Genomic DNA, 12,089 nt, shown 5'->3' with positions numbered 1-12,089 from the left:
ATATGAAACCGATTCTTACAATTTTTATTAATGGAAAAAACGTGATAGCTGACCTTGGATAATGGATGCTCGTCCATTTCTGCCGGCCATCATTAAATCTTTTTTCAAATGGTTTCTAAGCTCACGATCAGATAGCGGCTTTTTGGCAGGCTCTTCTTCTACTGCTACATTCAGCTGAACTTGTTGCTTCATCTGAATAATCTGCTTGATCCCTGAAATGTTCACCTTTTGATCAAGCAATGATTTAATCTCTAACAAGCGATCAACATCATTAAATGAGAATAAACGTTGATTTCCATCGGTGCGGGCAGGTTTGATTAATTCATGCTGCTCATAATACCGAATTTGTCTAGCTGTTAACTCGGTTAACTTCATGACAATTCCTATTGGAAATAACGGCATGCTGCGACGAACTTCATCATTCATCACGCCACCTCCTTGTCTTCTCAAAATCTAGTATAAGTGATGTTAGTTTACTTGTCAATAACATGTCACCTTTCCTAACATAAAATTATTTCTTTATTCAATCTTCATTGAAAGTTTTGATTTAATTAACAAAAAAGAAACACGTTCAACATCATTGAACGTGTCGCAACGATTACATAACTCGGTCTAACGCTTGAAGTACGGCAAGCTTTACATGCTCATACGTTAGGCCACCTTGAACGTACGCAAGATAAGGTGGACGGATTGGACCATCTGCTGTTAATTCAATACTAGCACCTTGAATAAACGTACCAGCTGCCATGATCACGTCATCTTCATACCCTGGCATATAGCTCGGATGAGGCGTAACGTGAGCGTTGATCGGAGAAGCCGCTTGAATTTGTTGGCAGAAGGCTACCATTTTTTCAGCATTTTGAAAGCGCACAGATTGAATCAGATCGGTTCTTTTCTCGTCCCATCTCGGTGAGGTACTCATTCCTGCCTCTTCTAAGCAAGCTGCAGTAAACACTGCTCCTTTTACCGCTTGCGAAACGACATGTGGAGCAAGAAAGAAACCTTGATACATTTCTAGTAAGCTATAGAGACTCGCTCCACCTTCTGCGCCGATTCCCGGAGCAGCTAAACGATAGGATGCCAGTTCAATCAATTCTTTATCCCCAACAATGTAGCCGCCCGTTTTAACTAAACCGCCACCAGGATTCTTAATTAATGAGCCTGCGATGATATTCGCTCCGACTTGGCACGGTTCTAATTTTTCAACAAATTCTCCGTAGCAATTGTCTACAAAGACAATCACGTCTTCTTTGATCGAGCGCACATACTCAATCATTTCTTGAATTTGTTCAATATAGTATGACGGACGATCCCCGTAACCTTTTGAACGTTGAATGCCAATCACCTTAGTGTTCGAGTGAATCGCTTCTTTAATGGCTTCTTTGTTTATCCAACCGTCCTCATTAAGTGGCACAGCTTGATACGTAATGCCAAATTCCTTTAATGAACCATTACCATTCCCTCTAATCCCTACAATTTCTTCTAGCGTATCATAAGGCTTTCCCGTAATGTATAAAAGCTCATCTTTAGGGCGTAGCACTCCAAATAACACGGTCGCAATCGCATGCGTACCCGAGATGATCTGTGGACGCACTAATGCCGCTTCTCCCCCAAATACATCTGCATACACCAACTCTAATGTATCCCTACCTGCATCATCATAGCCATAGCCTGTTGAGGGTGTAAAATGAAAATCCGAAACTTGATGCTGTTTAAAGGATGCCATCACCTTTGATTGATTATATAAGGCAACTTCTTCGATTTCTCTATGATGAGAGGCTATTTTTTGCTCAACTTTATTTGTAATAGCCTCAAGTTTTTCTTTATGGTTATAGGTTTCAAACATCTTGCGATTACTCCTTTTTTGATCTTTCTTTTAATAGTTGATAAATCGCTGTCTCCTCTAAGGCATGTCCTTCAATATGATACACTTCTTCATCTTCATCAAACTTCTGGCTTGATAGCATCGTTTCTGCTCTTGTAGCAGCTAGAATTTGACCTTCATCTGCTTTAATCTCCGCTCGGTAAGGAATCATTATCTCTTTTAAAGAGTGTTCAATTTCACGCTTGAGATCGAGTAGATCTTCTTCATTATATGCACTCATTTCAATCGAATCCTTTGAAGAAACAGGAATGAACTCAGCTATTTTACGATCTGATTTATTGTAAATGATCAGTTGCGGAATTGACTCGGCCCCTAGCTCCTTAATAAGGCGCATCACCGTTTTTTCATGCTGCTCATAATCAGGATGAGAACAATCGACCACATGAAGGAGTAGATCTGCTTCTTTTAATTCCTCTAGAGTTGAACGGAAAGAAGCAACAAGAGTCGTTGGCAAATCTTGAATAAACCCAACGGTATCTGAGAGTAATACTGAAAAACCACTTGGTAGCTGCATCTGCCTCGTTGTAGGATCAAGTGTCGCAAATAACTGATCCTCTTCTAGCGTATCAGCCTTCGTTAAGCGATTTAAAAGCGTTGATTTTCCGGCATTCGTATACCCGACTAGTGCAAGCTGAACAACGGAGTTCTTTTTCCGTTTTTCACGATACCTCTCACGATGATTCACAACCGCTTCCAACTGTCGCTCAATTTCCGTCATTCGTCTGCGAATATGACGACGATCTGTTTCAAGCTGGGTTTCACCAGGACCTCTCGTCCCAATTCCCCCACCTTGTCTTGATAAGGCAAGACCTTGTCCAGATAGACGTGGAAGGAGGTATTTAAGCTGGGCTAATTCCACCTGCAATTTCCCTTCACGAGATTTAGCACGTGATGCGAATATATCTAAAATAAGTTGTGTGCGATCAATCACTGCCACCTTACAGTGAGAATGAAGGTTACGCATTTGGCTTGATTGGAGTTCATCATTAAAAATCACAATGTCTGCTGATGTTTCCTCTATTAATAACACTAACTCTTGGACTTTCCCTTTGCCTATGTATGTGGAGGATTCAACCTTTTCACGCTTTTGGGTAACGGCACCCACCACTTCGCCTTTAGCCGTTTTAGCTAAACTTTCAAGCTCTTGCATTGATTGCTGAAACTCTTCATCACTACGATTAACCTGACAGCCTACTAAGAGTACGCGTTCCACTTCTCTTTGTTTAACATCTTGCACAATCGCCACATCCTTAGCTCATCTTGAAAATAGTCACACCTAAAAAGCCGAGAACGCTTACTCGGCTTTTCTTCATTACTTTAGCTTAACATGAGATGCTTCAAAATTGAAATCTTCTTTCATGAGCGTCACAAGGGATTCCCGGTCATATGTTCCTTCTTTTAGTAGACGCACCGCCTGCATACGAATCGCTTCTTCGACAATGTTCCGGATATATCGGCCGTTGCTGAAGGTTTTTTCTTGTTCCATTTTCAACTTGCGCAAATGTTCCTTCACATGACGCTCGCCTTCAGCGGTCAGTTCATACTCGCGTTCATTGACCATACGCCGTACCATTTCAATTAATTCTTCTGATGTATAGTTCGGAAAATCTATTGCGATAGGGAAACGTGAGGGGAGTCCCGGATTCAACGAGAGGAAATAATCCATTTCTCTAGAATATCCTGCTAAAATTAAGACGAATTCATGTTGTTGGTCTTCCATCGCTTTCACCAACGTATCAATGGCCTCTTTACCAAAGTCTTTCTCGCCACCCCGCGATAGAGAATACGCTTCATCAATAAATAGCACGCCACCGTTTGCTTTTTTTATGACTTCTCTTGTTTTTTGCGCTGTATGTCCAATATACTCTCCTACCAAATCAGCTCGTTCCACTTCAATTAATTGCCCTTTCGCTAACACATTCATCTCATGAAAAAAAGAAGCGATAATTCTAGCAACCGTTGTTTTCCCTGTACCAGGATTCCCTTTAAAAATCATATGCAACACTTGCTTTGAAGCTTTTAAGCCAATATCTTTCCGACATTGATTGATATAGAGCCAAGCATAAATTTCCTTGATCAGCCTCTTTACTTCATTTAAACCTACATACTCTTCTAACTCTTTCTCAAAACGATCCAACACCTCATGTTTTTGTCTTTCAAGCTCCGTTTTAAAAAGAGATTCTGACTCTTTATGAGTTGTGGTGTGATTATGATTTAAAACAACATTAATTCTTCCGTTCTTTCTCGTATTGACTCGGTCATTCATCGATACCACCCCTTTATTACCGAGTTCGACGAAACCATTTTCTCTTATATTCATACGCAGCACACAAGAAATGTGTGACAAATGCCTAGTTAAAAAAGTAAATAGACTAAAAATTTGCTATACTGATAGATAAAATAAGGAGGTGTAGGATATGTCAGATTCAATGCCCGTTTTTGTAGAAGAATACCTTGATTCTTTACATGAAAAAGGCCGAAAGCCAACCACTATCAAACGTTATCGATACGACCTCCTTGATTTCCTCCACTGGTATGAACAAAATGGATCTACTTTAACGTATCAACGGTGGGCATCACTCACTGATCTAGATATTACCGACTTTTTTGATGAACTGATTCAACAACGTTCCTACAAAATACGTACAACAAGGCGAGTTTATTCCGTTCTTCAGCAATTAGCACGCTTTTATATAAAAAAAGGACAACTTCAGACACACGCCATCCTACATTACAGTCAACCTGAACTCATTTTGACCCCTTTAAAACGTAGTGAATGGTTAAGTGAAAAAGAAGCAGACCGTTTGCTTTCAATTGTTCGATCGTTTGAAGGTCTGACAGATAACCAAATGAAAGGTCGACCTATGTTAATCGACCGAAATGAATTCATGGTGCATCTATTTCTTCATTATGGTTGTTCCCTTCACGAAGTCGCATCCCTGACAACTTCAGATGTACGCTTTGAACGGAATGAATTAAGAATTCGTTCTGAAAAAGGGATTTCTCGAATTGTTCGTTTATCACCTGAACATAAGCAGCTAGCTTATACATACTTCAAACAAATACCTGAACCCGTTAGACCAAGGTTATTTAGCACCGACTTCTTTTTTGTTGCCTTTGACTTTCAACGAGGTACTTACCGCTGGTCTTATGAAGAGGACCAGCCAAAACGATTAACTGAGATAGCAATTCAGAAGATGATTCGAACAGAGGTGGAACGAGCTGGATTACGCAAGGGTCTTTCTGCACAGCAATTAAGGCATACGTTTATTTTAAGAATGCTTATGAAGGGATTCGACCCATTTACATTACAACAGCAACTCGGTCTCAAGTCAGCCTTGTCCTTCAATCGTTATCTTCTCACGATTGAACTAATGACCTCTGAAGAAAAAGAAGAGCTCCTATCCAAAAAAGCTTTGGACATTTGATATGTCCAAAGCTTTTATCATTATTATAAGATCTATTTTATTCTTCTGATTTTAAAGAAACATTACGTTGCGGGGCAAAAGTAGAAATCGCATGCTTGTAAACAAGCTGCTGTTTACCTTCAGATTCAAGAATGATCGTAAAATTATCAAATCCTTTTACATGCCCTCGTAATTGAAACCCATTTAATAAAAAGACGGTGACTGAAATATTCTCCTTACGTAACTGGTTCAAAAATTGATCTTGGATGTTAATCGATTGCTTCATTGAAAATCCTCCTCTATATATCTCTATCCTTGTTAATTCGAGTTCATTAATCAATTTCCTGCAACAAATTGTACGATCTCTTGATAATGTTGACTTGGATCATCTATCGAGACGGTATACCATGTTGCATTGGTTTTATTCATGAACCACGTAAGCTGTCTTTTCGCATATCTTCTTGAGTTTTGTTTCAGCGCATCGATCGCCTCATCTAGTGAACAGCGCCCATCGAAATAATCATACAATTCTTTATACCCGATCGCTTGAATCGATTGACAATCGCGAAGTCCCTGCTGATAGAAAGATTGAACTTCTTGAATCAGGCCGTCATCTACCATTTGATCAACTCTTTTGTTGATCCTTTGATAAAGATGCTCACGCTCCATTGTTAACCCAATCATGACTAAATTATACAGAGATTCTTGTTTTTCTTCTGTTTGTTGCACAGAGAATAATTCCCCAGTTACATGATACACCTCTAGTGCCCGGATCACTCGACGAAGATTGTTTGGGTGAATTTTTTCACATGCTTTAGGGTCAATCTCCATTAAGCGCTGATAGAGCACGTCTTTCCCTTTCATTTCAGCTTCTCTCTCAAGTTGAGATCGATATTCGGCGTCAGTAGGACTTTCAGCAAACCCAAACCCATGAGTCACGGCATTCACATACAAGCCGGTGCCTCCAACTAAAATGGGTAACTTCCCTCTTTTAGTAATGTCTGAAATCAAAGGACGACACAATTCTTGAAACTCTGCTACGGAGAACGATTCAGTCGGCTCTTTAATATCGATAAGGTGATGAGGGATGCCGTCTTGCTCTTCTTTGGTTACTTTAGCCGTCCCTATATCCATACCCTTATAAACTTGCATTGAATCTCCGCTAATAATTTCTCCATTAAGGGCTTTAGCCAGATAAATACTTAATGCTGTTTTCCCCACTGCCGTAGGCCCCACAATCGCAATTAACTTCTCTTTCATCCTATACTCCTTCTACCTTATTTCGTGCTAACATCGATAGATCCATAATGGAATGCTGCATGCTGCCGCTTTACCTGATTGAATCCAAATCGTTCAAATCGCTCACTTTGCCAATGATCTTTTATTACCACACGTGACTTAGCGACTCTTTTTGCATGATAGAGAATTTCTTCATTCAAATCATCATGACAAGCAATTGACTTTAAACCTTTAATTCCTGTAGAGGTTTCAACATGAACCTCAAACATCGGATCAAAATAGACGACATCGATTGATGACGTCTCGGCTGACTGCAGATAAGTAAGGTGATGTATGTGAATAACTTCGATTTCTCGCATTCTTTGAATCATCTCCTTGCTACCTTCCTGCCACGTCTGTAATCCTTCTTGCACAATGTAAGCAACTACAGGATTTGCCTCAAGCCCAATCACACGTCCATTAACTCCCACGGCTAACTTAGCAACTAAACTATCTGATGCTAGACCTAATGTACAATCGACCATACTCATGCCTTTTTTTAGAGCGGCTACGTCAATGAAAGGATCAGAGCCACCCCTACTCCATTGCTTCACCCTAAACATTGCCGAACTAGGATGATAAAAAAAGGGATCACCATTATCGGCTGGATAAAGTGTCAATCTACCTTTTCCAACGACGATCACATTGGTTTGATAACGTTTGATCATGTCCGTAACGGATGCGTCTTTTCTTTCTATAAATAAAGAACTCAACTTATTCGCTACTTCTTTTGCTTTTTGTTCTAATCGACTTGCCTGTTTCCTAGCTGTTGTTACAATCATCTATTTTCCTCTTCCTCACCATTATCGTCCGCTACATCACTCGTTTAAACATTTTCTCAAGCTCATAAGATGAAAAATGAACAATAATCGGTCTACCATGTGGACATGTAAATGGATCACTACTCTTTCTTAAAGACTCCAGCAGAGCAAACATTTCATCTTGGCGCAAATGACGATTTGCTTTAATCGATGCTTTACAGGACATTAAAATAGCCGCTTCTTCTCTTAAACGCTTAATATCAATTTTTGATGAAGTGAAAAGATGATCAATAATCTCTCGAATTGTTTCTTCTTCAAGACCCTTCGGCAGCCAGGTAGGATGAGAGCGTACTATATAGGTTCTAGTCCCAAAATCTTCTAGGAAGACCCCTACTTGCCTTAAATCGTCTATATGTTGGTCGATCACAATCGCTTCTTGGTTCGTACACTCAATCGTCATCGGGATGAGCAATTCTTGCGTTTCTCTTGTATACTGAGCGACTTTTTCACGATAATATTCGTATTTAATTCTCTCTTGAGCTGCATGTTGGTCGATCAAATACATACCGTCTTCGTTTTGAGCAACAATGTAGGTGCCATGCATTTGACCGACTGGATACATAACAGGAACACGAGGTGAATTCATTTTTACCGTTTCCTCAACTTGTAATGGATCGGCTTCAACTGGGGCCTCTTTTACTTGTGGTGACTCAACCTGATCCAAAGATTGACCATCAGTAGCCTCACTACTCTCTTTGCCATCATTAACAGGCTTTGCTTCCTTCTTCTCACTTGGAGAATCTTCATTGATTGTGTGTTCTCTAGCAAGCATTCGTTCCTGCTTCGGTTCCAATTCAGATCGATTGCTTGATGTGGTATCTGTATCAAAAGGTAATTGCTCCTGTATCGGCTTCATTTCAGGCTTCTTATGACGAACCTCTGGTATCAGCGTCTCTTGCTTAAATGCCGATTGAATCGCTGTAGTAATTAAGCTAGAGAGTTCCTCTTCCTTACTAAGGCGCACTTCTAATTTTGAAGGGTGAACGTTAACATCGATCAAGGTCGGGTCCATTTCAATACGAATCACTACCACAGGAAAACGTCCAATAGGTAGCAACGTATGAAACCCTTCTTGTACCGACCTGGCAAGGTGGAAGTTCCGAATATAGCGGCCATTAATAAACAGTGACATGTATTGGCGTGATGCTCTCGTTACTTCAGGTTTAGCAACATAGCCTGAAACGGTGTAATCAAGCGAACGACCATGGACCTCCACCATTTCCTTTGCTACGTTGCGTCCATAGATGGAGGCGATCACTTGTCTTAAATCCTTATTTCCACTCGTTTTCAATACTTCTTTGCCATTATGATAAAGCGCCATTGAAACATGAGGATGAGCAAGCGCTAAACGATTCACAACATCACTAATATGACCCGCTTCAGTATGAACCGTTTTTAAGTACTTTAGTCGTGCCGGTGTATTGTAGAACAGGTTTTTAACGATAACTTCTGTCCCTTTTCTTGTTTTGGAGGCTTGACGTGATTGAATATGCCCACCTTCAAGGTTCAGTTCAACGCCAGCCCCTTCTCCTGTACACGTCCTCATCGTTAAATGCGATACAGATGCAATACTTGGTAGTGCTTCTCCCCGAAACCCTAGCGTACGAATTTTAAAAAGATCGCGATCCGTCTTAATTTTACTAGTCGCGTGTCTGTAAAAAGCAGTCTCGACATCTTCTGCTTCGATCCCATCTCCATTATCAAGGATGCGAATCGATGACAACCCACCTTCTTCCACCTCAATTAAAATATTTGTACTGCTCGCATCGAGTGCATTTTCTAAAAGCTCTTTTACAATCGAGGCGGGGCGTTCCACCACTTCACCAGCTGCAATCTTATTGGATAAAAAGGCATCTAGCTTTACAATTTGAGCCATCGATTCTCCTCCTCTCTATTTCAGTTGTTGTTGGCAATCATTGATTAATTTCATCACTTCAAACGGTGATAAATTTAATAAATCCGCCTCACTAATTTTCTTTATGACTTGCTGTTCTCTTGAATCTAGCTTTTTAGGTTTGCTTTGTTGCGCTTTCCTATTTTCAGCCGTTATCTCTTCACCAAATAGGGATAATTGTCTCTGAGGTTCCTTCACTTCGTCCTGGTTAGGCGACTGTGTCTCTTGTGACTGTGTCTCTTGTATAGAACGTTCGATTACATTCGGCAATGGTTGTTTCTGACCTTCAAGCTCACGTAATAATATTTCTGCCCGGTCCGTGACCATTCTAGGCAGCTCTGCAAGCTGAGCTACATAAATACCGTAACTACGGTCTGCTTGACCATCAATTACTTTATGAAGAAAAACAACCGTTCCATTTTCCTCTACAGCTGATACATGAACATTTTGGACATGTTCTAATTGATCCGCAAGGGCCGTTAACTCATGATAATGCGTTGAAAATAAAGTTTTTGCGCCGATTTCATCATGGATGTATTCAATAATCGCTTGTGCAAGTGCCATCCCGTCATACGTCGAGGTCCCTCGCCCTATTTCATCTAATAAGATAAGGCTACATTCAGTTGCCTTTGCAAGAGCATACTGCGTCTCAAGCATTTCCACCATAAATGTACTTTGGCCACTCGCTAAATCATCTGCAGCACCAATTCTAGTAAAAATCTGATCAAAAATCGGCAACTCCGCACGGCCTGCGGGGACAAAGCAACCAATCTGACCCATTACAGAGAGCAAGGCCAGTTGACGCATATACGTACTTTTACCAGCCATATTCGGTCCCGTTATGAGCAGCATTTCCCGTCCAGGGTGAAGCTTAACGTCATTTGCGACATATTCCCCTTTTGGAATGACCGATTCTACTACGGGGTGACGCCCACCTTCAATAAAGACATCACCGACCGGCTGCAAGGTTGGTTTTGTATAATGTTGCTTTTCACTAACTGTAGCAAATCCTAAAAGAACATCAATTTCACTAATCTTATGGGCAAGCGATTGCAGATGAGGTACGTATTCTTTAACTTGCTCACGAATCATCACAAATAAATCATACTCTAGCTGTTCCATCTTTTCTTCCGCTTCTAAAATTAATGCCTCTTTTTCCTTTAATTCAGGGGTGACAAATCGTTCTGAATTCGTTAGCGTTTGTTTACGCTCATATCTTCCTTCTTCGAGCAGGTGACGATTCGCACGTGTGACTTCTAAATAGTATCCAAACACTTTGTTAAAGCCCACTTTAAGAGACTTGATTCCTGTTTCTTGCCTTTCTCTTCTTTCAAGTTCCGCGATCCATTTCTTCCCGTTTACACTTGCATCGCGGTACGTATCAAGTTCACCGTGAAATCCTTCTTGGATCATTCCACCGTCTTTAATGGAAGTAGGAGGATCGTCGACTATGCTTCGCTCAAGTAAATCAATTAAATCCTCAAAGGGCGCTTGATCATGGAACCAACGCTCTTGAAACGAAGGGTCAAGCTTTGTCACCATTTCTTCGATTAACGGGATCTTCTGCAATGATTTTTTAAGTTGAATTAATTCTCTTGCGTTAACATTCCCGTAAGCAATTCGACCAGCTAGTCGCTCCAAGTCATAGACTTGTCTTAATTCATCACGTAACTCTTCTCTAGCAAAATAATCCTCTAGAAACACCGTAACCGCCTGATGCCGCTCTTCAATAGCCGATTCATTAAGAAGAGGTCGTTCAATCCAACGCTTAATTAAGCGTCCGCCCATTGCCGTTACCGTGTGATCGACAATACTCAATAGAGACCCTTTCTTTTTCTTTTCGCGTAATGTTTCCACTAATTCAAGATTCCGCTTTGAGTGAAGATCTAGTTTCATATATTCTTCTGCGTGATACCACTCCACCTTTTGAAGATGATCAAGCGACCGTTTTTGTGTGCGGATAAGGTATTGTAATAACCTTGCATACGTTGTGACTAATTTTGATTGAGTGAGCTCTTTAACGAGATGAACATAGCGTTCATTTAGTTCTGCCTCTTCTTCATAAGAAATCGTAACAGCTAATGTCCTCTCAAGCTCTTGAAGTAGTTCACTATTTACCTCTTTTGAGACTACTAGCTCTTTTGCACCGGTTGCACTCAGTTCTTGAATGAGTTCCGCTGCTCCACCTTGAATAAGCGTAACGGCCCCTTCACCAGTGGTGAGGTCACAACGAGCAATTCCCATCGACTCATCTTCAAAAAGGGTAAAGCTAGCTAAATAATTATTTTCTTTTTCTCGAATCATTTTCCCTTCCATGATCGTTCCAGGGGTTAGCATTTTAACGACTTCACGTTTTACTACCCCTTTAGCCACCTTAGGGTCTTCTACTTGCTCACAAATGGCCACTTTGTAGCCTTTCTCTACTAACCGTGACATATATTGATCGGCAGAATGATAAGGAACACCACACATAGGGATGCGCTCTTCTCCTTGCCCTCTGCCTGTTAATGTTATTTCTAATTCTTGAGCAGCCTTTTTGGCATCATCAAAAAACATTTCATAAAAATCACCTAAACGAAAAAATAAAAAGGCATCTTGATGTTGTGCCTTAATGTCTACATATTGTTGCATCATTGGGGTAAGCTGTGCCATTTTTCTCCTCCACCGTCCTAAAAACATTCTCTTCTATTATAACATAGCCCCACATCTGCTCGCACCCATTCACCTTAGGCATCCATAGTAGACTCTGTAACTATATGTAATGATCAAAATAGAAAAAAGTCAGAAAGAGGACTCTTTCTGAC

The 12,089-nt window shown here is 40.6% G+C and carries 10 protein-coding genes; 1 reads left to right on the top strand and 9 read right to left on the bottom strand.

Annotated features, from left to right (window positions below; genetic code table 11):
* Positions 1-27: 27 nt before the first annotated feature.
* From AB3N04_RS19010 to spoVK, 4 genes are all read right to left on the bottom strand, one after another.
* Positions 28-426: a MerR family transcriptional regulator gene (locus AB3N04_RS19010; protein ID WP_317122700.1), complete on the bottom strand. Its 399-nt coding sequence runs from the start codon at positions 424-426 to the stop codon at positions 28-30.
* Positions 427-598: 172 nt separating this feature from the next.
* Positions 599-1,846: an aminotransferase class I/II-fold pyridoxal phosphate-dependent enzyme gene (locus tag AB3N04_RS19005; RefSeq protein WP_368504126.1), complete on the bottom strand. Its 1,248-nt coding sequence runs from the start codon at positions 1,844-1,846 to the stop codon at positions 599-601.
* Between the two features lie 7 nt (positions 1,847-1,853).
* Complete coding sequence (gene hflX / locus AB3N04_RS19000; protein ID WP_368506102.1) at positions 1,854-3,122, bottom strand: GTPase HflX; 1,269 nt, start codon at positions 3,120-3,122, stop codon at positions 1,854-1,856.
* 75 nt (positions 3,123-3,197) lie between these two features.
* The gene (gene spoVK, locus AB3N04_RS18995) at positions 3,198-4,151 is read right to left on the bottom strand and encodes a stage V sporulation protein K (RefSeq protein ID WP_368504125.1); all 954 of its coding nucleotides are present in this window, start codon (positions 4,149-4,151) and stop codon (positions 3,198-3,200) included.
* A gap of 151 nt (positions 4,152-4,302) precedes the next feature.
* Between spoVK and AB3N04_RS18990 the strand changes: the two genes are divergently transcribed.
* The gene (locus AB3N04_RS18990) at positions 4,303-5,313 is read left to right on the top strand and encodes a tyrosine-type recombinase/integrase (RefSeq protein ID WP_368504124.1); all 1,011 of its coding nucleotides are present in this window, start codon (positions 4,303-4,305) and stop codon (positions 5,311-5,313) included.
* Positions 5,314-5,350: 37 nt separating this feature from the next.
* Here AB3N04_RS18990 and hfq read toward each other — a convergent pair whose 3' ends face one another.
* Genes hfq through mutS form a run of 5 tightly spaced genes read right to left on the bottom strand, consistent with a single transcriptional unit; the run spans position 5,351 to position 11,937 of the window.
* Positions 5,351-5,578, bottom strand: coding sequence for an RNA chaperone Hfq (hfq, locus tag AB3N04_RS18985; RefSeq protein WP_368504123.1), 228 nt, complete (start codon positions 5,576-5,578; stop codon positions 5,351-5,353).
* A gap of 50 nt (positions 5,579-5,628) precedes the next feature.
* Positions 5,629-6,552, bottom strand: a complete 924-nt coding sequence (gene miaA / locus AB3N04_RS18980; protein ID WP_368504122.1) for a tRNA (adenosine(37)-N6)-dimethylallyltransferase MiaA — start codon at positions 6,550-6,552, stop codon at positions 5,629-5,631.
* Positions 6,553-6,569: 17 nt separating this feature from the next.
* Positions 6,570-7,352, bottom strand: coding sequence for a class I SAM-dependent methyltransferase (locus AB3N04_RS18975; RefSeq protein WP_368504121.1), 783 nt, complete (start codon positions 7,350-7,352; stop codon positions 6,570-6,572).
* 31 nt (positions 7,353-7,383) lie between these two features.
* Positions 7,384-9,267 (bottom strand): DNA mismatch repair endonuclease MutL, encoded by a 1,884-nt coding sequence (gene mutL, locus AB3N04_RS18970; protein ID WP_368504120.1) that lies wholly within the window; start codon positions 9,265-9,267, stop codon positions 7,384-7,386.
* Between the two features lie 15 nt (positions 9,268-9,282).
* Positions 9,283-11,937 (bottom strand): DNA mismatch repair protein MutS, encoded by a 2,655-nt coding sequence (gene mutS / locus AB3N04_RS18965; RefSeq protein WP_368504119.1) that lies wholly within the window; start codon positions 11,935-11,937, stop codon positions 9,283-9,285.
* Positions 11,938-12,089 lie beyond the last annotated feature (152 nt).

Origin of the sequence: Alkalihalophilus sp. As8PL, assembly GCF_040939795.1 — a bacterium.
Classification (GTDB): Bacteria; Bacillota; Bacilli; order Bacillales; family Bacillaceae_D; genus Alkalihalophilus; species Alkalihalophilus lindianensis.
This window is presented reverse-complemented; position numbering and strand designations above follow the sequence as displayed.

Bases quoted from the DNA above. Each gene is read 5' to 3' on its own strand.
- AB3N04_RS19010 (WP_317122700.1), bottom strand. From the start codon at position 426: ATGAATGATGAAGTTCGTCGCAGCATGCCGTTATTTCCAATAGGAATT.
- AB3N04_RS19005 (WP_368504126.1), bottom strand. From the start codon at position 1,846: ATGTTTGAAACCTATAACCATAAAGAAAAACTTGAGGCTATTACAAAT.
- spoVK (WP_368504125.1), bottom strand. From the start codon at position 4,151: ATGAATGACCGAGTCAATACGAGAAAGAACGGAAGAATTAATGTTGTT.
- AB3N04_RS18990 (WP_368504124.1), top strand. From the start codon at position 4,303: ATGTCAGATTCAATGCCCGTTTTTGTAGAAGAATACCTTGATTCTTTA.
- hfq (WP_368504123.1), bottom strand. From the start codon at position 5,578: ATGAAGCAATCGATTAACATCCAAGATCAATTTTTGAACCAGTTACGT.
- miaA (WP_368504122.1), bottom strand. From the start codon at position 6,552: ATGAAAGAGAAGTTAATTGCGATTGTGGGGCCTACGGCAGTGGGGAAA.
- AB3N04_RS18975 (WP_368504121.1), bottom strand. From the start codon at position 7,352: ATGATTGTAACAACAGCTAGGAAACAGGCAAGTCGATTAGAACAAAAA.
- mutL (WP_368504120.1), bottom strand. From the start codon at position 9,267: ATGGCTCAAATTGTAAAGCTAGATGCCTTTTTATCCAATAAGATTGCA.
- mutS (WP_368504119.1), bottom strand. From the start codon at position 11,937: ATGGCACAGCTTACCCCAATGATGCAACAATATGTAGACATTAAGGCA.